Below are 20,623 nucleotides of genomic sequence, written 5' to 3'. Positions count from 1 at the left end.
TCGGGCGATATGTCATTATTTTGTCGATATATCCAAGAATATTTCATCATTCTGCCATCATCTCATCTAGAGATCATCCCAGTTTTCAATGTCCTCATCCCAGCCGTCCTCATCTTCTGGATCCAGTTCGGCTACCTGGGCATCCAGAGCTTCGTCAATGAAATAATCGAGTCCATCGTCATCGAGCTGCTCCAAAGACTCATCGGCCTCCTTATCGAGCAACCCCTCATGCTCAAGATCAAGGATGTCTGCTTCCGTCCACATGGTCGCTCCAGTACATAGCACTCCAACGGACACTTTGTATGTAAGGGCATCACGGCCTGAATCAAGTGGTGTCAGCCCGATGCATGGATCTGAGGATCTACTGTTATGGTGCCGCCATCGCGTAGCCGAGGTTCGTGTCGAACTGCGCGCCGCGGCTGCCCTGCGTCTGCACTCGGGTGCCAGGCGGCAGGTTGTTCATGTCCACGCGCACGAGTACCTCTTGCGGCTCGTTGCGCACGGTGGCAGCAGCCTCGCGGCCAATCTCGGCCGAGCGGCGCCCGATGTCCGTCGCGGCGGCCGCGGCGCCTGTCGTCTCGGCCGCTCCGATTGCAGGAGCCATTGCGCCCTCATCGATGCCGAGTAGCCCGCGCATCCAGTCCGGCAGCGCACCCTTGACGGCCTGTGCCGCTGCGGAAATCTTCTCGCTCAGGATGGCGGCGATATCCCAACCGGTGAAGTATTTCACCAGCCCGTTGAACGCCTCCATGATGAGGCCTACCGGGTTGTACTCGCGCCAGGCCGCCAGCAGGCCGAGCAGGAAGTTGTCCCGGAAAGCGGCCCGCACGTCCTCGAACTTCTGCGTCCACCAGGCGCTGATCTGGTCCCAGTTGCGCACCAGCAGGTAGCCGGCAGCCGCAACCGCAGCCAGGCCGGCGACGATCCAGCCGATCGGCGTGGCCAGAATCGCGGTGCCCAGTCCATAGATCGCCGTGCCCAGCGCATAGATGCTGGTCAGCAGCCAGCCGCCGATCATGGCGCCCAGCACGCCCAGGATCACGTTCGCACCGCCGAAGGTATCGACCAGCCAGCCTGCCGCCTGGATAACCGGCTGAATGCCGGCATAGAGATCGCGGAACAGGCCGACCAGTTGGTCGAGTCGCTGCGGCAACTTATCGGCAAAATCCTTGGCGAACGCCTCGAGCTGCGGCCGGTACTGCACCAGGATCTTGGAGAATTGCTGCCCCAGCTTCGCCAGCTCCGGCAGCACCGCCGCGGCGATCGTGTTCTTCACCCCGGTCAGCGATGCCTGGAACACGCTCAATTGAGCGTTGAAGTCGCTCGCCGCCTTGACCGTCTCGGAGCTGAGCACGACGCCCAGCTCGCGGGCCTCTCCGCGCAGCTGCGCGACACGCTCGGCGCTCACGCTGACGAACTCGGCCAGTTGTTCGCCGCCCTCGCCCCCGAACAGCTCATCGACCAACCGCTGCCGCTTGGCGACGTTGTCCACCTTGCGCAGTTGGGTCAGCACCAGGTTGAACAGGGCCTCGGTGTTGCCCATGGTGGCCTTGATCTGCTTGTCGCTGAGCCCGATCCGCTTGAAGGCCTCTTCCGCACTGCCTTCTCCGGTTACGGCGTATTCGTCGGCGCGCAGACTCAGCTCCTTGAGCGCATCGAGCAGCGCGTCGTTTTCGACACCGTATGCCTTGGTGGCGTACTGAAGCTCCTGCAGGGTCTCGACCGGGACGCCGAGACGCGCCGAGAATTTCTGTACCTCGCCCCCGGTTTCGGCTACCGAAGCCCCGATGCCGATGATCGCCGCCGACGCGGCTGTTGCCATCGCCGCGATGCCGGCGCCCACGGTCGCCACACGTTTGGCGAGGTCGCCGACCGCCGTGCCCACGTTGCGAAACGACTGCACCAGCACTGGCAGGCCGCTGCGGTTGGATAGATCGAGGAGACGGTCGCGGATGCCACCGGTAACTTGGCCAATGCGGCCCAGCATTCCACGCAGCGGCCTGGTGACCTGGTCGACCGCGCGGATGATGATGTTCAGCGGGTATTGCTTTTCTGCCATGACACCCATTCCTCTGCGCGCTCGAGCCAGAATGTCAGGTCATCGAGATCGAACTCCCAGACCTCCGAAGGCTGGATGCCCATCACCTTGACGGCGACGGTTACGGCTTTGGCCCAGTCCCGAGGTGCCTGAACAAAAAATCGTTCGCCTCCTGGATGACGACCGACTGGTCCTCCTCGGCGAACTCCTCGAGCACGGCGACCGGATGCCCGATCATCTTGGCGCCCAGGTCGATCAGGGTGCCGAAGTCGAGGTTGACCGACACCTCGCCCTTCGCATCCGCGCCGGCGCGGAGCGTGCAGTTCCGCAGGTGCTTCAGCTTGCGGGTGATCGTCACCTGCGTGATGGTTTCGCTCCCGAACTGCACTGGCTCGGCCAGGGTATGAACTCGCTCTTTCGCCATCAGCGGATCTCCTCGCCGGACAGGCCCTCGAAGCGGAACGCACCGTTCCCCTCCTCGGTGTTGAAGGTGCCCTCGGAGGCGTACCAGGCGTTGCGCAGGACGACGACCTTGCCGTTCGCCAGCTCCAGGGTGACGGTGGCATCGGTCAGGTTCTGCAGCGTCTCCAGGCTGATCTCGCGGCGGTCGCGGATCTCGCCCTCGATGAACGGGATCTGCGGCGTCTCGCTGTAGCCGTGGACGCCGTCCGGGCCGACCAGGCCGGCGCGAAGCGGCTGGCCCAGGTTGTAGGTGAAGTTGCCGACGGCGTTGTAGATCTCGCCGTCGACCTTGATGCTGATGGTTCCGCCGAGGCGTGCCATTGCTCGATTCTCCGATGCAGGAAGTTCCGCCCGTTACAGGCGGAACTGGATTTTGTTCGCGATGATCCGCAGCTGGTTGACCAGATCAGGCGGAAGCAGCATGTCCAGGCGGTTCGGGTCGCTGGCGTTGCGCTCGGCGACCAGGTTGGCCTTGAAGTCGTCGATGTTCTCGACGAGCCCCAGGTCCTCCCACTCGCGGAACTTGGCGAGCGCCTCGGCCTTCATGACCACCGGCGTGACCACGGCCTGGCCGCTGCCGTAGCGGGTGCCATCGTTCGCCAGCTTGTGGCGCGGGTATTTGCGCAGGATGTAGTCGCGCCAGTCGTGGCGAATGAACATCAGCGTGAACAGCGTCTCGCTGTCCAGATAGCTGGTGTCGCTCCCACCGGCCGAGTTGGTCTTGTAGGTCGTGATCAGGCGCTCGACCTGCATGACGCCGCCGGCATCGACCTTGGTGGTGGCGATGCCGTCGAACAGCAGCAGGTTCCGCTCCTCGTTGGTGAAGCGGTCGGCCGCGGCCGGCGGCAGGCACCAGGCATAGCCCAGGTTCTGGATCGGCCGCGCCGGATCGATCGCGGCGTAGTAGGCGGCGATCGCCATGGTCTCGGCGGCCTTTTCGTAGGCCGGCATGGGCTCGCTGTTCGCCATGACGATGGTCAGGTGCGGGCTGTTGCGGCTGTCGCCCAGCGTGCCCAGCGTGCCCTGGGTGCCGCGTGCGGCGGCGAACGCATGCATCTCGATCTCGCGGCCCCAGCCGAACCGGCTGGCCAGCTCGGTCTCCAGGGCCGCCAGGCTGGCCGCGTCGGTGTAGGGCATGCCGAGGACCTGGAACCACTCGTCGCCCAGCGCGGCCAGCGCGTCGGTGATATCCGGGTTGCCGGTACCGCCGGACATGGCGGTGATGGTTAGGGTGAGGCCGGCCGGAAGGGCCTGGCCGTCGTAGTAGTTCACCCGCAGATCGAGGGTGTTCCCGGCCTCGCCCTTGTGGCGGGCGGTCACCGTCACGGTGCCCGTGGTGGCGGTGGCCGTCACCGGCAGGTCGACCGCGGCGTTGATGGCAGCCGCCACAGCGGTGGCCACGGAGGTCGGCGTACCGCCGCTCGGCACCCCCACGTCGACGCGGCGGCCGGCGATCATCAGGTACAGGGTGCCAGCCTCTGTCGCAGCGGCACCGAAGGCCAGCGCACCGGTCGCGACGACGCCCTCGGTGTTGTCGGCCACCGGCATGACCTGCAACTCAGTGAAGGTGTCCTGCGCCAGCACGGCGCGCACCATGCCGGCCAGCATCGAGCCGGCACCGAACAGTGCGTCAGCCTGGGCCTCGCTGGTCACGCGCACCAGTTGCTCGGCGGCAGCGGATCCGGCGGCCAGCTTCTGGCCGATCAGCAGCCGTCGGTAGGTGACGGCCTGCGGGCCGCCGACGGCCTTGCTGTTGTCGATTTCGCCGTAGACGCCCGGCTTGCGCAGCGTTCCCGGCCCCGGGAGGGTGTTGAAGCCGATGGCCATTTAGTTGCCCTCTTCCTGTGCTGCGGCCGGCGTGGCGTCCGGCTTGACCTCGATCACGTCGCCGGCTTTCAGCTTGCGGCGCCAGTAACTGCTCATCTCGACCGGCTCGCCCTCGGCGACCAGCGGTCGGTAGTCGGCCGGGTGGCGCACCAGGCGCCCGTCTACCGGCTTCAGCGTGCGGCGGTCGTTCATTGGTTCAGTCCTGTGAGGTGGGTGCTCGCCCGGTCGGCCGGATCGTCCTGCTCGCCGGCCAGGCTGTAGTCGGTGTGCACCGTGGCCAGATCGTCGAGCGTCTCGTTGAAGTCGGGGCCTGGCTGCTCGTCGAGGTAGTCCGCGTCGAAGATGATGCGGCAGGCGCCGATGACGGCTTCGCCCTCCTCGCGCAGCACCATCTGCGTCCGGCTGTAGCGCAGGTCGCTGGCCGTCCCGCCGAGCGTGTCGTCACGCAGCAGGATGAGCTCTACCTGGCGCGCGATCTCGTCGAGCACGTCGTCGAGCGCCTCGTCCGCCTCGCCCTGTATCTCGACGGCAAGTTGTACGGTGCGCCGGTACTCGCGCGGGGCGGCGGTATGGATCTCGCCAGCCTCGTCCATGGTGTAAACCGATATCGCCGGCAGCTGGTTGTCCCAGTCGTTGACGATGAACGGCGCCACCCGGCTGGCGTAGACGCTCGCGCCGACGCCGGTGTTGCCCATGAGCAGCTCGACCGCCTTCTTGCGGATTGCTGTGCGCGGATGCGGCACGATCACACCTTCTTCAGAAAGATCAGCGCCCCGGCAACACCATCAGGCTGCACGTCGCTGATGCGATAGAGTTGGCCGCGCACCCGGACGCGGTCACGGGGGGTCCGCTCATTCGGCAGGTCGGACAGCCGCACGCCCAGCACCGGGTTGGTGCTGGAAACCGGCGCCTGCGTTTCCGGATCGATCTCGACGTGCGCGGAGTCGAACACGGCCTGGGGCAGCTCGACGCCCGGCTCGACCCCATCGGTGAGCCAGTAGACCGAGGGCTCGGAGAACGTGCGAACCGCGACGCCCAGCATCCGGTTGGCCATACCGCTCCAGGCCATGGCTTAGGCCACCGCGGCCGGAGCCGAGACGCCGTTGAGCCGCACGCGGCCGACAGCGGACGGGTTGGCCGCGACCTCGGTGGCCACGCCGACCAGTACCAGGCCAGCCGCGGAAGCGTTGGTCAAGACGCGGGTGCTGGTGTTCATGTAGACCGGATCGCCGACCGCCCAGGCCTGTGCGCTGGTCTTGTTCAGCGCGAACACGCCGGTCAGCTTGAGTTCGACGGGATCTCCCGCGGTCTCGGTGGTGGCGGCGACGCCAATAATGCTGCCGACCTTGTAAATCTGGCCGGAGACGGTACCGCCGGCGGGCGCGGTGACGATGACGATGTCGCCGGGCTGGATGTAGCTTTTCATGGATGCCTCCAAATCGAGCAGGAACAAAAAAGGCACCTCGCGGTGCCTGTGCAGGCTCAGGTTCGCCGGTCAGTTCCCGGAGTTCTTGTACGCGCCGCGGTAGTCGACCCAGCCCGCGCCGAACACCAGCCGGGCCTTGATTTCCAAGCCGTCCACCTCGAAGCCCTCGCGAGTCTCGGTGAAGACGCCCTGCTCGCCTTCCAGATAGGCGTATTCGAAGGTGTCCACCACGCCGGGGGCGGCGAACAGAAACCACTGATTCCCGGAGATCCGAGCATCGACAACCACGGTCAGCGAGGCGTTGCGGGTGTCGTTGATGTCGCTGCTCTTGGCCGGCACGTAGTTGCTGGAGGTGAACTGGAAGGCCTCCAGCTCCTTGTCCGGCCCAACCACCAGGAATTCCGGGGCGATGTTGAGGTAATTGCCGGCCTTGGATTGCTGTTTGCGCATGGCGGCCCGGGCTGCGGCCAGGGAGGTGGTGTTGATGGCTCCGCCGGAGGCGGCCAGGTTGCCATGGTTGGCGTGGAAGATGGCGGTGCCATCGACGTAGCTCGGGTTGCCTAGGATCAGGGCCATTACCACATCGGATTCGACTTGGGCAGCGGCCGCGCCGAGGGCTTGGGGAATCCGGGAGAAGGCGCTGAGATCGTCGTTGACAATCGCTTCCCAAGTGATGGCGATGATCTTGCCGTACTTGGCGACCTTGATCGGCGAGCCCTCCTCGTCGATGGTGCCGTACTTGTATTCGCCGTGCTCGCGGACCTGCTCCAGCGCGGAGATGTCGCCCAAGGCCACGCGGGTGATCTCGCGGAAATCCGGCACGCTGGTCTGCCGGCCCAGCGGACGCCAGGTCTGCGGGGCCAACTCGTAGGCGGCCCGTAGGGTACGGGTGATGCTGCCGCTGAGCAGCAGCGGGAAATCGCTGATGGTGTGCATGCCGGCAGCGCGGAAAGCCGCGCTGTTACAGCCCAGGGCGGCGCCAGCGATTTCGCGGGGCAGCATGCCACGCGCGTTGCCGCCGACCATCTCGATGCACTCGCGAGCCATGTCCAGCAGGTTCATGCCGCGAAATTGGAGAGCGGCCTGTTCCAGCTTGACGGTGGGGTTGATGCGGTGCTGGAGAGCGTTCTCCATGGCGGCACGCTTGGTTGCCAGGATGTTCTGGTCAATGGCACCGGAGATGGTGGGTTGGCTGTTGCGGCTCGGCGGCTGGGTTTCAAGTTGCCGCTCGGCCAGCTTGTCGATCATGGCGGTGCTGGCCTGCTCGACGCTGATGCCGCGCTCGATCAGGCTTTCGGCGAACTCTTCGTCCAGGCCTACCTTGCGAGCCATCTGGCGGATGGTCAGGCTGCGCTTGCGTTCGGCTTCGGCAGCTTCGCGGCGGATGGCTTCCTCGGCGGCGCGCTGTCCTTCTTCGGTCATGGGGGGCATTGCGGGTTCCTCTTGAATAGTCGGCGCGGGGGCCTAGCGAGTCGGGAATTGAGTCTGGAAGCGCGGGCCCTGGTAATCTGCCGGCGTCTGGGCGGATCGGATCTTGGCGCCGTCGTCGAAGCCGATCGGTACGATCGAGAGCTCCATCGGCTCCCAGTCGGTCGCCCGGTAAGTCGGCAGCTTGTCGTCCTCTTCCTCGACGACGTCGTAGCGGTGCACGGCATAGCCGACGCTGATGTTGCGCAGGATGCCGTCCTTGACGTCGCGGAATACCTCGTCGGCATCTTCACGCTGGCTGAAGCGGACCAGCGCCCGCCCCTCGCCGCCCTCGATCCAAGCCCGCTCGACCACGCCGATCACGTCGCGTAGTTCCCAGGAACTGTGCGCATTCAGCAACGGCGCGCCGTTGTTCAGGCGCTCCAGCCGGACGGCGCCTTCGCTGACGTCCAACTCCTCCATGTAGCTGCCGACGTCCCAGGACCAGCGGCGCCCTCTGGCACCGGTGGTCCAGGTCAGTTCAGCGGTGCGTTGTTCGATGTCTACCGAGCCCGGCCGCACGACGGCGCGCAAGCTGAGCATCGGCGTCTCATGGATTTGAGTCGTCGGGGGCATTGAAGGATTCCTGATTGTCGGTGGAGTCCGGGTCGGCCGGTGGTTCCTGTGGTGGTTCGGGTTCGCTGACGGCGCCAGCCTGTGCCTGGCCGGCGGCGCTCATGTGGCGGGCGTCGTAGTCGAACACCAGGCCGAGTTCGTCGAGCCGCACCATGTTGGCGGCATAGCGCCGGAGGATTTCGTCAGGGTCGGTGTAGCCCATCTCGCGCAGCGCATCGTCCGGCGGGAGCAGGCCGAGGCGCATGCGCGCCTTGATGACGTCGACCTCGGCGGCCGGGTCGACCATGTCGCGCCGCGGCGGCACCCATTCGGCCCGCGCCGCGCCAAGTACGGCGCCCGGCAACAGGGCCTGTGCCTCCATGAACCATTGCCAGGCCCGCTCGCACAGTTGCGGGATCAGCATGCGCCACTGCCAGACGTCCACGCGGCGGGCGAAATGCAGCCAGCCCATGCGGCCGCTGGAGAAGTTGACGCCCTTGAGGTCGCCGGTCAGCAGTTCGTAGGGGACGCCGAGTCCCACGGCAACGGCGTGCAACGCCTGCCAGGAATAGGCCTGGTAGCCGTTGAAGGTCGGCGGGGTACCGAAGTTGATTTCCTCGCCGACGCCCAACTCCTGCACGATGCCGGGCTCCATGCGCTCGATCAGCGGGGGCTGCTCCCGGCTTCCCCCCACCGCATCATCCTTGGAGACGAAGGCAGCGAAGCAGGCAGCGATCTTGGCCTGCTCGATGATCGCGTCTTCCATCTCGTCGAAGTTGCGCAGGCGTTGCAGTACCGGAGCCAGCCAGCTATAGCCGCGGGCCTGCCCAGGGCGTTTCGGCAGGAAGACGTGAATGACGTCTTCGGCCGGCACGCGCTTGGATTCCAGCGTGCGCCAGGTGTTGTTCGCGCCCGGGTGCTGGTCGTGGAGCCAATAGGCCACCCGCCGGCCCAGCGCGTCGAACTCGACGCCCTGGATGATGCGATTCTGGGTTCCGGCGATGTCGCCGTCCTTGCTCTCGTCGAGGAAGTCCGGCTCCAGCACCTGCAGTTGCAGGGGGACAGGCAGGCCGTCGCTGGAGAATCGGCGGCGCCGCCTCACCAGACATTCGCCGGCCTCGACCACGGTTTCCATGATCTTGTGCTGCAGACCGTAGAAGCTCTCGAGGCCGTCGGCATCGCAGTCGGTGGTTTCCCCCCAGGCCGCCCAGAGGTCGGTCAGCCTCTTGTTGCTGCGGTTGCTGCTGGCTCGCGGGCGCGGCACGACGCCAGCCCCTACGACGTTATCGGCGATGCCGGTGATGGCTCGCTCGGCGTAGGGATTGTTGCGGCGCTGGTCGCGGGCGCGGTTGCGTAGCCTGGCCAGCGCCGGGGCGTTTTCGGTGTTGGCATCGGCACCCGTGCTGCGCCACCCGTCGTTGCGGCGGCCCAATGCGGCACCTTCGAAGCGCCGCTCGAGCAACTCCAATTTCAGCTCGGCCTTGCGACGCTGCAGTTTCAGCTCGGCGCGCTGCGCTGCCCGCTTGGGGAACAGCGTGTCGATGATCCCCATGTCAGTAGCCCTTGCTGAAGCTGGAATAGCGGCGGCCGCCGGCATTGCTGGCGTTCAGGCCCAGTTCGCTGGCCATCGACTTGAGAATCCGCATCATCTCGTCCAGCGATCGGTAGGTGACGCTCTTGTCCTGATAACGGACGGTGAGCGCCCCTTCAGCGATGGCAGCCTGCAGGGCGGTGTACTGCTCCAGGGTGTAAGCCATCAGGTGCGTTTCTCCCAATAGGACGAGCGCCGGCGTGGGCGTTCATTGGTTGTCGGGGTATCTGCTGGCGGCGCGGCAGCCAGGGCGTCGAGGTCGAGGCCGAAGCGCTGCTGGCTGATCCGCAGCGCGGCGAGGGCGTAGACGAAGCAGTCCAGCGCCTCGTTGCGCCGACCGCCGGCATCCCAGCGGTAGACGCGCTGGCCCTTCTCGATCTTCAAAAGCTTGCGCTCGGCAGTGAGTTGCCTGAGCTCGGTTTCGTCGCAGATTTCATCGTTGGCCGGCAGGTGAATGCAGCCAGGAACTGGGACGCCCGGTTGCGGCTGGAGCTTGAGCCGGCTGTAGATCAGCTCCTTGGCGTTGTCGGTGCCGACCTCGGTCAGGTAGACCTTGCTGCCTTTGGCACGCTGCCTGGGGAAATTGGCGATGGGCTTGCCGTACTGATTCGCGCCCCTGATCGGCACAATCCAGGTCACGCCGTGCTTGCGGCTCTCGGTGTAGACCTCATCGGTGTAGTGGCCGCCGGAGTCCCAGCACCAGCGCTCTACCTTCATCAGCAGGCCATCGGCCCGGGTGTATTGCTGGTGGAGCTTGAGGCCCACTTTGCGGCGCAGCTCTTCGCTGGCAGGGTCTCCGTGCAGAATCCAGCGGTCCACCAGCCAACTCTCTTCGCCCTGGCCGAATGCCCAGACACGGCCTTCATAGCGGTCGTCCTGGGTGTCGATGCCGCCGACCAACACCAGGGCACGCTCGGGCACCTGTGGGTAGACCTCGCGGCGCCCATAGAGCGCTTCCCAGTCGACCTTCTCGCCCTGATCGTCTTCCCACACCTCGCCGCGAGTGGTGTTGATGAAGGTGATCAGCTTTTCCCGATCGCCCTTCACCTTCAGCCACTCGTCGACCAGCTTCAGCCAGGTGGTCCAGGTGCTATAGATGGCCCAGCAGTAGAAAGTGATCGAGCGCGGTGTTCTGATCGGCTCGTTGTCCGCCCCGAACCATTCCATGGCATCTCGGGTCCAGATGCCGGTCTCTTCGCAGATCCACCGGCCTGTTTTGGAGGCCTCGACCATATTCTGGTGGAGGAAGATGGCGGCGCAGTGCTCACACACGTACCAGGCCTTTTCCGCCTCGCCGAGCGCGTTCTTTTCCCACTTCAGCCCGTACTCGCAATCCTTGCCGCCCCATTTCAGGGTCTGTTCCTTGTGGCAATGCGGGCAGGCGATGTGGAAGCGCAGCTTGTACGGCGACTCGCTGGCCGCCTTGGTGATCTGGCAGCTCTCGGCCTTCTTCGGCGTCGACCCCCTGATGGACTTCGGGTAAACCGCCCCATCCAGGCGCTTATCACCCAGAGTTACCGGGTCGCCCTCCCCTTCGACGTCGGAATCGAAGTTTGAGAGCTCGTCGTAAATTACCTCGTCGGCCGACTTCTCCCGAAAGTTGCGGGAAGCCTTACCACCGCGAATCCACAGGTTGCGGCGGTTCGAGAAGACCTTCTGGTCCAGCGTGTTGTCGCTGTGCTTGCGACCGAACCAGGGTGCAAGCTCCAGAATCACTGGCACGTCGCGAATCAGGCCATTGACGTGGCTCTTGCTGATGTCTGCAGCGTCCGGGTCGGTCGGACTCCACATCATCACGTTGCGGCGCTTGTGCTGAATCTTGTAGCCGATGTTCGCCATCAGCAGTTTCGTGTAGCCGATACGCGCCGACTTCACGAAATTGACCACCGAGATCAGGTCGTTCCCCATCGCGTTGAGGATTGCGGCCTGGAAGGGGTCGGTAGTCCACTTGCCCTCGTTGTAGGAGGACTCGGCCGACATGTAGAAATGCTTGTCGGCCCACTCCACCGCCGTCATCGGCGGCTCTTTGTACAACCCCTGCAATCCTAGTTTGACCGCTGCCCGTAGGTCATTGATCCAGGGTTGCAAGATACTCATCGAGGATTTCCGGAAGGTCGTCGCCGAACTGCGCGGTGACGTTGCGCGCCAGGGCGATCTCCCGTTCGAAGCTCTCCAGTACGCGCGGATCGATATCGGGATGCCGGCGGCTCACGGTCTTGCAGACGGTTTCGAGTTTCGACCCGATCTGGGCGGAAATCCTGGCCAGCGCGAAGGTTGCGAACGGCACCGGCACCAGTTGCCGATCATTGACCTGGTTCTTCTGCTCCTGGGCGTAGGCCTGGGCCCGGGTCAACCTCAGCTTCTCCTGTGTCAGCTTGTGCTCTGCCAGCGGATCGATACCTTCCACGTCCACGCCGCCAGGTTGTTGTTTCCGGGTGGCGTGATCGAGGCGATTCTGAACGACGTCTTGCACTCGATAGAACGCCTCGCGGCCGATCCTGGCAACCGGCTGAACTCCCCATTTTTCAAAGGCTTGAGGCGAAATCCCAAGGCTCGAAGCCATCTCGGATTTGTTCAACCATCCACGCTGCTTGGTTGTTTCTTTTTCGGCCATGACAAAACAACAACCAACCTCCGAAATTTGGTCATACATATTTTGCGGGCGGGGCGCGAATTACCCGCAGCCGCCGGGGGTATAGGAAGGACCCAAGACGGGGGGTCAGCGGCTGGCTGTTGCGATGGCGTAGTCGAGGGCGCTCTGGAATTCAGCCGCGTAGTTCGCCTTCACCATGTTCTCGGCTACCTGGAAGAACGGGAACCGTACTCGATAGCGAGGTGGCCGATCCACGAAGACGAACACTGGGCGAATAGCATCGCCCCATGCTGTACTGCGCCGCTCCCATACACCCATGGTTCCCTCGATCTCCGCGGCGAAGAAGCGATGTGCGTTGCCCTTCTTGCGGCTGCGCCTGCTGCCGGTCGCGTTGGCCTGGTAGCCGCTGACGGTCTCGGCCGCGTCAAGGCCAGAGAGGATCTTCATGATCATGCTGCCCTTCACGTTGCCGTGTCTGTCGAGCAAGGCGGGCGTGGGCGTGGCGTATTGGCTGGATCGCATGATGCCCCTGGCGATCAGGGCGCGTTCGAATCGCTTATGCCGGCGTGTGCCGCCCTGCACGACAGGCTGCAGGTATCGGTCGGCAGGAATCCCCGAGGACCACTGGTCCTTGAACCAGACGTGAGCCTGCAGGTTCTGCTTGGTCGCCGCCTTCACGTAGAGGCTGTTCAGGGTTTGCTGGATCGGGTTGTCGAGCCGCTGGCGCATGACGCTCAGTTCGCCCTTCTTGATGCGCTGTGCCATGCGCGTGGCCGCCAGCGCCATGGCGAACGGAAGCTGTTTGCTCCCCAGTTCGGAGAAGGCCCTGGACAGCTCCTTCAGCTCGGGCCGCGCGTCGATCTTCACTACCATTGAGCATTCCCCGCAGCGCCTTTGCCTGCCTCCAGAGCCGCTCTAGCCTTCGCCGGCATGAAGCGCAGGCCATCACTGTTCCTCGACCCTCCGTCCGAGCACCTGGTCAGCCCGCTCGCGCAGCTTCTCGACACCGACGAAGCCGAAGCAGGCGCCGATGAACACCGCCAGATCGGCCGGCATGCCGAGCCAGATCAGCACCGGCTTGATTGCCAGGGTGGCCGCGCCGCACAGGGCGCCCTCCAGCCACACCTGCCGCCAGGTACCGCCGCCATAGAGCACACGGAGGCCGGCGATGACGACGGACAGTGCAGGGGCATAAATGTGAGGGGCGAGCTGGGCAGCCCAGGCGAACAACTCCGCCCAGGTGCCTGGGTTTTTCTCGGGCATTTTCATGTCTCGACATCCCCGCGCGGGGTATTAGAGAACGCCGCCACCACCGCAAAGAAGATGATCGGATCGGGCAACATTCAAAAAATAAGCATATAAGTATTCCTCTTGATATTTCCTCGGGAAATTACTTGAAGATACTTATATAAATACTTATGTTTGCCTCGCAAACAGCGAGGCAGTCATGAGCACACCTACTATTATTAATCCGGCAATCCAATACCTCAAATCATGCCGCATAGGCAATTTTGGGGTGCCTGAAGTACGAGCGAATTCGCTCGGGCTTTGATTGCAGGCGGCGCATGACCGAACGAACCCGTCCTTCCAGAGCCTCCCGGCTTCTCACGCTTGGCCCGCTGCGCACTTGCTGCTTGAGGTCGCCATTCAGGTACTCGTCCGGATTAAGCTCCGGAGCGTAGGCCGGCAGAAAGAACACTTCGATCCGCTCTCGACGCTCATCCAGCCAGGCTTTCACTTTCTTGCTGTGATGCACGCGCAGGTTGTCCAGAATCAGGAAGACCTTGCGCCCCTGGGTGTCCCGGATCAGCCGCCCCAGGAAGCGGATCAGCACGGTCGCCGTCATGGTTTCCCGATACAGCATGAAGCGCAGCTTGCCCCGGTTGGTCACTGTCGAAATCATGTTCGAAGCAAAGCGGCTCCCACTGACCTCGCGGACTGGCGTTCGCCCTGCCGGGGCGTAGCTGCGCCCCGCGTGGCTATCGCTGCGCAAGCCGGTTTCATCGCCCCAGTGAATCTCGCCGCCCTCGGCCTTGGCGCGCCGCTCGATCTTCGGGTACTCGCTCTTCAACCAGCGCTGTATCGCCTCGGGCTGCTGCTGATAAGCGCGCTTCAGCGGCCGTTGTGGGGTATAGCCCCAACGCTTGAGGTATTCACCGACTGTCCGGATCGGCATCTGAAGACCGCAGTGCAGGGCGATCAGGGCTTGTACCGCATCCCGAGTCCAGAGCGCGAAAGCGAGCTTCAACTGGTCTGGCATGGTGTCGAGCAATAGCGTGCGAATCAGTGCCTCCTGCTCCGGGCTGAGGCTGCGGCGCTCTCCTGGCAGTGACCCGCGCTGGCCACCCTCAATGGCGGCCGACTTGCCTTGGTGCTGCGCCACCTCGACCCAGTGCGCCACGGTGCGCAGATGAACGCCAACGGCTTCGCCGATGGCTCTGTAGGTATACCCCTGCTCGCGCATGCGAAGGGCAATGGCGCGTTTTTCGCGCTGTTCCAAGGGGCTGAGGCTTCTAGCGTCACTGGTCATCGGGAAAAATGGCGATTATGCCCTATTGGATTGCCGGATTAATAATCAGGCCCTTAAATTCACGCCATGGCATAGCGTGCTGCAGGATGCTGGAAATAGGCCATGACCTTGTCGGGCAAGCTGCCGAGTGTGTTCATGAAAGCCATCGCCTTGTCCAGCAGGCTGGCCTTGTCATGGCTGACCGGGCCGCTGCGCAGCGCCGTCTTGAAATCCCGATTCAGGTACTCGTCGGGATTGGACTCGGGCGCATAGGGTGGTAGGAACACCAGTTCGATCCTGTCCTGCTTGTCACTGAGCCACTCGCTGACCACCTTGGCATGGTGGACGCGCAGGTTATCGACCACCAGGAAGATCTTCTGCGGTGTCCCTTCAACGAGGCGGCTCAGGAAGTCGATGAAACGCAGCGCGTTGATACTGCCTTCGACGATCTGGAAGGCCACCTCGCCACGGGGCGAAATTGCGGAGATCATCGACAGCTTGTGCCAGCGAGTGGGCGTCGCCAGCACTGGCGTCTGGCCCCTGGGGGCGTAGCCGCGTATCCAGTTCGCATCCTCCTTGACTGCGGTTTCGTCCCCCCAGTGAATCACCGCTCCTTCGGCAGCGGCGCGCGCCTTGACCTGGGGGTAGGTCTGCTTCAGCCAGCGCTCGATGTCCTCCGGCCGCTGCTCCTGCGCCCGCTTCACGGGACGCTGAGGCGTAAACCCCCAGCGCTTGAGATACTTGCCGATCAACCGGTCCTGCAGCTCGATCCCGAGGCGTTCCCTGGCCAGCGCCTTGATGGCCGGGCGCGTCCACAGGGCAAACGGCAACTGCAGCTGCTGCGGGGGTTGCTCGACGATTTGCTCGCGCAGCCACTGCTCGTCGGCCGGCGTCAGCTTGCGGCAGGCGCCCGCCGGGCGCCCCCGACGCTTTTCCTCCAGGGCTTGCGCGCCCTCGCGGTTGGCACGGGTCAGCCAAGTCTTGATGGTGGTCGGATGCACACCGGTGACCGAGGCCAACTCCTCGACTTTCATGTTGGACTGCTGGCGCAGGCGAATCACTATCTGGCGAAGCAGCTTGCGACTCTCTGCGGTCAGTTTGCGGGCGTCGATCTTTTCCATGCCTGAAGTCTAACTAGACGTCTATTTAAGGGCCACCTTAATAACGTCCAGATCATCAACGGGCCGGATGGAAATCCGGCCTTCGTGGTTATCCCTTATGCAGACTATGTGGCAACCCATCCGCGGGAAGACTTGGTGCCAAACGAGGTTGCCGGCTACATGGTCAAGGAAGGCCTGACCGCTGTCGGCGCCTGGCGGAAACACCTTGGCCTTACCCAGGCCGAGGTAGCTTCACGCATCGGCATATCCCAGGCTGCATACGCACAGCAGGAGGCAGCGTCCAAGCCTCGCAAGGCCACCCGAGCAAAGATCGCAGCAGCGTTTGGGATCAATGCCGACTTGCTTGACCTATGAGAGGCATCTGGCGGCCCCTGTGTTACTCCAGCCGGGAAGCAACGGATTGGAGGGGCCAGAAACGAAAGCTCGGCACTATGGCCAAGCCTTCAATTCCAAATTGGCTCTACGCTCCTGCATGGTCAGCTCACCCCAGTACCGGCGAGGATTGCCACACATCCAGCAGGAGCAGACCTTTCCATGATGGGCAAATAGGCCTGCATGGCGTTTATCGGTCGGCCAGCGTTCGTAGCCATGCTGTTTGCGATAGAAGCGCGCTTTGATGCGCTGTTCGTGATGACGTCGTTCGGATCGGTCCATGGCATTTCTCCAGAGTCCAATCCGACAAAGCCCGCTCGAGGCGGGCTTTAAGTCATTCATAAAGTCGATCTGTGCCTGCGCTTTAGGATTCATCATCCTGTACGCGTAATAGCCACATGATGGCCAAATATTCGGCCATCCGGCCAAGCGAGTCAAGCCACTTCGCCTGGCAGCAACTCCAGATCGAGTCGAACCGAGCCAATGTACCTGTGCTGAGGCCTCCCCTGCCCTCAACCGCTTGGCCTGGCAGTCTTGGAGCGCCTTCAGGTTCGCCGATGAAGCTGCACCGGCGATCCTTTCGAACGATGACCGCTTTCTGGCGGACTGAGCCGGACACCACCGGCACAGATCGACCCCTTGCAGCCTTTCGATGCATGAGCGAAATGCCGTCCGTAAGCGATCATTGGTGTCGGGCATTCGCTTTGATCCGCTAATGGCCGCCGGTAAAATTTTGGCGTTAGGCATTATCGAGACTGGGATTCCGTGTGATGGGTAGCCTCTGGACGTTCGACGACTTTGCTAAACACGAGCCGGAGCGGGATCAATTTCTCCGTGCCGCTCCGCCCTGGGCTGACTTGGTTCGAGCGGTACGCTGTGCGTTAAGTAATGCACTTCAGGCAAACAACGTAAGGTTTGGGATGGACGAATCTGGCAGAAATCCCAAAGACCTTCGCGGAGTTGTGCAGTTTCCCCTTGGGCGGCCACTCTTCGACTGGTTCTTCAATGCTCAGACTGGGTATCGCGCGCAATTTCGAATTGGACGTGAGAATGGCTTGGCGAAGAACGCTGATCTCGTCCGCGCGTTGCGCGCGGAGCTCGAACTATCCAGCGCAACCGCAATCGTGATCCGCAGACTGACGTCTGACTTCAAATACAAGGAGTTGCAGTCTGGTACGATCGGCGAAGTCGCTGCCACACTAAACGGAGCGCTCTCGAAGGTGTGGATTTGCGAGAAACTGATTGCGCAATCCGGAGCCATCCAAGATCTCTTCGTCTCTCGCACTGGCCCAAAGTTGCTCTTTGCCGAGTCGGACTCGTGGTCATCCCTGTATCCTGAGGATGAAGATGGCTGGCTAGATGTGAAAGGAGCGTTCATTGGGCCAACCGGCCCGTACCAGCTCAAGGCGTCAGAGGCGCGTGCCGCCAAGCTTGAGGAGCGAGGAACCGCGTAGATGACACCGCCAAGCTAGTGCGTGTCCTCGAAGTTGATAAGCGTTACGACGGCACCTGCCACGCCTTATGCGATAGACTTGACGTTCGATTCCTGGGGGAGTAGTACAATTAATGACCTTCACATACAACCGCTCAGCCTTTCGTGCGCCCGTCATGGCTCCGGACCAGCCGTGCTCGCCACTTCTTGGCGCATATGCCACTTTAGTCGCCTTAGAGCTATTCCTAAAGGACCAACTTACCCTGTATGTGGCCTCCGTTCCCGCCAACCACGATATTCCAAAGTTGCTTAAGACCCTTGCAGGGCATTTAGGAGTGAAACACTCCGGGCCAATTTCAAGTATGGCTTTGCAACTATCTACAAAGCTGTCCAACCTTTGGTGCAAAGGTAAAGACGGCAACGCCTCACCCGTACCCAGCAATTCCTATCCATATATCCGGTACCTGAGGCACGATTCAGACTGGAACAGCTCCGCATCAACAGATGATGAACTAAACGGAGTTCTTATAATATCAAAGCAAATCATCTACACCTTGCATAAGGCGACAGGAGAAAAATTATGACAGTGAGCGAACTCCTTCGATTGTGTCGGGAAAAATTTAATCGGGTAGAAGTAAAGTACGCGCATCCTACATTATATATAATCGTGATTGATAACTCCTTAGACGGCAAAAGTGAAGAGGCCCGAAGGAGTAAGCTTCTCGCAAGCATTGAACTCGAGGAGTTTGAGCTGACAAAGCTGGAAAACAGCTCTGGGGTATCTGTCGAACTGGTTTCAGAGGCCGAGTTCGAGTTTGAACTTTCCTTCTTGAGTGGGCGCGAGAAGGACACCCATTGGCTGCCTCTAATAGACGAGCAAGTTAGAAATAGTCTTCCCGTGCTTGAACCAGAGCAGGTTAGCGCGATCCATTTTTATGGATTCAAAGGTGGCCAGGCACGTTCAACTGTTCTGGCGCTCTTGGCAAAACTGCTAGCGTCCGAGGGATATAAAATTCTCGTGGTAGACGTCGATATTGAAGCTCCATCTTTAGACCTCTTGTTCGATTCTGTCGCATTTGACGTCGGAACAACGTTAATGGGGCTTTGCGGTTGGAGCGATACTGTTGAGCCAGTGACAGCGTTCGCACCGCTCGGCAAGGAAGGAAAAATTGACGTAATCGCCTGTCGTCCGCGGTCCGAAAACTATGACATGGACTTCGCGGCATTCGCGGTACGTGCGTCACTAGATATCTCAATCATCCGCGAGGGAATAGCCAAACTAAAACGACATGTTTTGGATATGTCCGTCGAACAGCGCTACGACTTGGTTCTCTTTGACCATCGGACCGGAATTGCACCTTCTGTTCTACCGGTCCTTCGAGAATGGCGCGGACCGACCGTAGTATTTGTTAGGCCGGACGGCCTTTCCATGCAGGCCGAGAACACTTTTGCGTCTCTATTTTCACAGAATCCGGAGAATCCGGGAGCATTCGTCTCTTTTTCCTTGGACTTTGACGAAGGGAAAACAGCCAAGCGAAATCTCGCACTCGCATCGGTTCAGCAATTGCTACAAACGCTATCAGAAGCAATTGCACGCGGAGCCGAAGCCGACGCCTTCGAACTGGAATTACTTCCTCCTGAGTCTCTTGAGAACTACTGGGTCTCTTGGTACGCAGATCGGGCACTCCTCACCAGCGTATCTCCTCAAGTAGAAATGCTGCTTAAAGTCAATCTTGACTCCTTGCGCCAGCTGCGCGATGTGCTTGGGATAACAAAGGCGGTAGACCTATCTGCGATGACTAGTTCGCGAGAGTATAGGCCTCGGTCTCCTAGCGGCGCCGTGGACCAAGGCTGGTTTATCGAAACACCAGAAATTAATCGTCTCTTCCTTCCCAATTCTACGATTAGTTATGTCACTGGGCGAAAGGGCACGGGAAAGACGCGCATTCATAAAGAGATGGTTAAACGTGGCCTTGGCGAACCCATGTTCTCCGCAGCTGATTTTCAAGGTGGTGGCATTTTAAGTAACAGCCCACTCCAGCATAAACTTCTGGATGCATGCGGAGGGGACTTCCGCAAGTTTTGGTGGGCGCTCCTTGGAATTTGTCTCGAAAGCCCATCAGGGGATACCGAAGCTCAAGAGGGTTGGGAGCAGCTTGTCACTGACTGGTGCAATCTTCCTCAAGCCCAGAGAGACGAAAGGTCCACGTCATATTATGCGAGCAAGGCATACGCAGGGAGATCAAAGAGAGTATTCCTCATCGATGGGATTGAGACAGCTGTACCTTCCTCGCGACTGAGAGAGTTTGTTGAAGAGTTGTTGCTCTTCATGCTTACTATCCAATCTGACTCCAAGCTTTCAGCGGTCGTTTTCGTACGTCTTTTCCTTCGCGCAGACCTTCTTCAAGCATCCACTCAAAATATCGAGCAACAGACAAGTTTGAGAAGGCTCGAACTTCGCTGGGACAGTGATGGGATATTTAACTTCGTGCTGGCAAGGATTGAGCAGTCGGCATGGTTCAATAAGCACTTCTCTCAAGTATGTCATCTAATTGGCGAAAAACTAGATGATATCCGGGCTGGACGACTAGGGCCAAGCGAGTACGAGCCCTTGCTATTATCAATATTCCCTAAAAAGCTCCGCCGTAACAATATTCAGACAATCACCTTCTTCGATTCGTACTTTTCGGATGCAGGAGGCGATAGCAAGGAAGGCGCGTCTTTCTACCCGCGCCTGTTTGAAGAGTTTGTGCATAATATTGCTCAGATATCTCAAGCAAGGGAGGACAAGAATCAGGACTTTCTCGAAAACGGTCGGCTTATGCACGGAGTGGTTCTAGAAGCGCATGCGGAGGCCACCCAAACCTTCATTGATGGGGTCACGCAAGAACTACATGGCTCCTTGGAGTTGGATGAAGACGCTCGGAGGAATGCTGAATTGGTTAAACAGATGATTGATTCCTTTGAAGGTCTCACGACCCCCTTCAAGTTTGAAGAGACGGCCCAGATAGTATCGAGATCCATAGGTGGTATTGACCAAAACAAGGTTCGAGCTGCGCTTCAGCGCATGCGAGACGTAGGAATTTTTGAGGCGCACCCGAACCGGCCTGGTCAGTGGCGTGCTGGCCGGCTGTACAAATCCGCGTTGCGCATGAAGTACCAACGCTAGAGGTGGACGAAGCACAAACCGGTCATCCGGTCTATAGCTCCAACTGACCGCTCTTGGCCGG

Annotated in this window: 23 protein-coding genes; 3 read left to right on the top strand and 20 right to left on the bottom strand. The window is 61.3% G+C overall.

Going from position 1 to position 20,623, the window contains the following annotated elements:
* Positions 1-66: 66 nt before the first annotated feature.
* The 19 genes from GCU53_RS23500 to GCU53_RS23415 form a co-directional block, all read right to left on the bottom strand.
* A complete protein-coding gene (locus tag GCU53_RS23500) occupies positions 67-264 on the bottom strand; it encodes a hypothetical protein (RefSeq protein WP_152389729.1) in 198 nt (65 codons plus the stop codon).
* A 103-nt stretch (positions 265-367) separates the two neighbouring features.
* Positions 368-2,059, bottom strand: coding sequence for a phage tail tape measure protein (locus GCU53_RS23495; protein WP_152389728.1), 1,692 nt, complete (start codon positions 2,057-2,059; stop codon positions 368-370).
* Between the two features lie 100 nt (positions 2,060-2,159).
* Positions 2,160-2,462 carry a hypothetical protein gene (locus GCU53_RS23490; protein WP_152389727.1) on the bottom strand — a complete coding sequence of 101 codons (303 nt, stop codon included), beginning with the start codon at positions 2,460-2,462 and terminating at the stop codon, positions 2,160-2,162.
* The gene (locus tag GCU53_RS23485) at positions 2,462-2,821 is read right to left on the bottom strand and encodes a phage tail tube protein (RefSeq protein ID WP_039804081.1); all 360 of its coding nucleotides are present in this window, start codon (positions 2,819-2,821) and stop codon (positions 2,462-2,464) included. The genes GCU53_RS23490 and GCU53_RS23485 overlap by 1 nt, the downstream gene beginning before the upstream one ends.
* 33 nt (positions 2,822-2,854) lie before the next feature.
* Positions 2,855-4,327, bottom strand: a complete 1,473-nt coding sequence (locus GCU53_RS23480) for a phage tail sheath subtilisin-like domain-containing protein (RefSeq protein WP_152389726.1) — start codon at positions 4,325-4,327, stop codon at positions 2,855-2,857.
* Complete coding sequence (locus GCU53_RS23475; RefSeq protein ID WP_152389725.1) at positions 4,328-4,519, bottom strand: DUF2635 domain-containing protein; 192 nt, start codon at positions 4,517-4,519, stop codon at positions 4,328-4,330.
* A complete protein-coding gene (locus GCU53_RS23470) occupies positions 4,516-5,070 on the bottom strand; it encodes a hypothetical protein (protein WP_152389724.1) in 555 nt (184 codons plus the stop codon). The genes GCU53_RS23475 and GCU53_RS23470 overlap by 4 nt, the downstream gene beginning before the upstream one ends.
* A gap of 2 nt (positions 5,071-5,072) precedes the next feature.
* Entirely contained in the window at positions 5,073-5,396 is a 324-nt protein-coding gene (locus GCU53_RS23465) for a head-tail joining protein (protein ID WP_152389723.1), read from the bottom strand.
* Between the two features lie 3 nt (positions 5,397-5,399).
* A complete protein-coding gene (locus tag GCU53_RS23460) occupies positions 5,400-5,753 on the bottom strand; it encodes a DUF2190 family protein (RefSeq protein WP_152389722.1) in 354 nt (117 codons plus the stop codon).
* 69 nt (positions 5,754-5,822) lie between these two features.
* Complete coding sequence (locus tag GCU53_RS23455; protein ID WP_244306948.1) at positions 5,823-7,184, bottom strand: prohead protease/major capsid protein fusion protein; 1,362 nt, start codon at positions 7,182-7,184, stop codon at positions 5,823-5,825.
* 33 nt (positions 7,185-7,217) lie between these two features.
* Positions 7,218-7,796 (bottom strand): HK97 family phage prohead protease, encoded by a 579-nt coding sequence (locus GCU53_RS26310; protein ID WP_244306946.1) that lies wholly within the window; start codon positions 7,794-7,796, stop codon positions 7,218-7,220.
* Positions 7,771-9,327 (bottom strand): phage portal protein, encoded by a 1,557-nt coding sequence (locus GCU53_RS23450; RefSeq protein ID WP_152389721.1) that lies wholly within the window; start codon positions 9,325-9,327, stop codon positions 7,771-7,773. Before GCU53_RS23450 ends, GCU53_RS26310 begins: the two co-directional genes overlap by 26 nt.
* 1 nt (position 9,328) lies before the next feature.
* Positions 9,329-9,532 (bottom strand): phage head-tail joining protein, encoded by a 204-nt coding sequence (locus GCU53_RS23445; RefSeq protein WP_152389720.1) that lies wholly within the window; start codon positions 9,530-9,532, stop codon positions 9,329-9,331.
* Positions 9,532-11,463, bottom strand: coding sequence for a phage terminase large subunit family protein (locus GCU53_RS23440; protein ID WP_152389719.1), 1,932 nt, complete (start codon positions 11,461-11,463; stop codon positions 9,532-9,534). Before GCU53_RS23440 ends, GCU53_RS23445 begins: the two co-directional genes overlap by 1 nt.
* A complete protein-coding gene (locus GCU53_RS23435) occupies positions 11,435-11,980 on the bottom strand; it encodes a terminase small subunit (RefSeq protein WP_152389718.1) in 546 nt (181 codons plus the stop codon). Before GCU53_RS23435 ends, GCU53_RS23440 begins: the two co-directional genes overlap by 29 nt.
* Positions 11,981-12,085: 105 nt before the next feature.
* The gene (locus GCU53_RS23430) at positions 12,086-12,832 is read right to left on the bottom strand and encodes a hypothetical protein (RefSeq protein ID WP_152389717.1); all 747 of its coding nucleotides are present in this window, start codon (positions 12,830-12,832) and stop codon (positions 12,086-12,088) included.
* Positions 12,833-12,904: 72 nt separating this feature from the next.
* Complete coding sequence (locus tag GCU53_RS23425) at positions 12,905-13,222, bottom strand: phage holin, lambda family (protein WP_341873525.1); 318 nt, start codon at positions 13,220-13,222, stop codon at positions 12,905-12,907.
* Between the two features lie 229 nt (positions 13,223-13,451).
* Complete coding sequence (locus GCU53_RS23420; RefSeq protein ID WP_152388121.1) at positions 13,452-14,489, bottom strand: IS630 family transposase; 1,038 nt, start codon at positions 14,487-14,489, stop codon at positions 13,452-13,454.
* Positions 14,490-14,548: 59 nt separating this feature from the next.
* Positions 14,549-15,589, bottom strand: a complete 1,041-nt coding sequence (locus tag GCU53_RS23415; RefSeq protein WP_152385914.1) for an IS630 family transposase — start codon at positions 15,587-15,589, stop codon at positions 14,549-14,551.
* 51 nt (positions 15,590-15,640) lie between these two features.
* On the opposite strand from GCU53_RS23415, the gene GCU53_RS23410 reads away from it, so the two are divergent.
* Positions 15,641-15,943, top strand: a complete 303-nt coding sequence (locus GCU53_RS23410; protein ID WP_152390037.1) for a helix-turn-helix domain-containing protein — start codon at positions 15,641-15,643, stop codon at positions 15,941-15,943.
* 75 nt (positions 15,944-16,018) lie between these two features.
* Here GCU53_RS23410 and GCU53_RS23405 read toward each other — a convergent pair whose 3' ends face one another.
* The gene (locus GCU53_RS23405; RefSeq protein WP_152389715.1) at positions 16,019-16,243 is read right to left on the bottom strand and encodes a hypothetical protein; all 225 of its coding nucleotides are present in this window, start codon (positions 16,241-16,243) and stop codon (positions 16,019-16,021) included.
* A 488-nt stretch (positions 16,244-16,731) separates the two neighbouring features.
* Here GCU53_RS23405 and GCU53_RS23400 point away from each other — a divergent pair, with 488 nt between their 5' ends.
* Together GCU53_RS23400 and GCU53_RS23395 are read left to right on the top strand one after the other, a co-directional pair.
* Positions 16,732-17,415, top strand: a complete 684-nt coding sequence (locus tag GCU53_RS23400) for a hypothetical protein (protein ID WP_152389714.1) — start codon at positions 16,732-16,734, stop codon at positions 17,413-17,415.
* 558 nt (positions 17,416-17,973) lie between these two features.
* Positions 17,974-20,562 (top strand): MinD/ParA family ATP-binding protein, encoded by a 2,589-nt coding sequence (locus tag GCU53_RS23395; protein ID WP_152389713.1) that lies wholly within the window; start codon positions 17,974-17,976, stop codon positions 20,560-20,562.
* Positions 20,563-20,623: the final 61 nt, after the last annotated feature.

The sequence above is a fragment of the Azotobacter salinestris genome (assembly GCF_009363155.1).
In the GTDB taxonomy this organism is placed as follows: Bacteria; Pseudomonadota; Gammaproteobacteria; order Pseudomonadales; family Pseudomonadaceae; genus Azotobacter; species Azotobacter salinestris.
The sequence above is the reverse complement of the archived record's forward strand: the minus strand, read 5'-3'. Positions and strand labels throughout refer to the sequence as shown.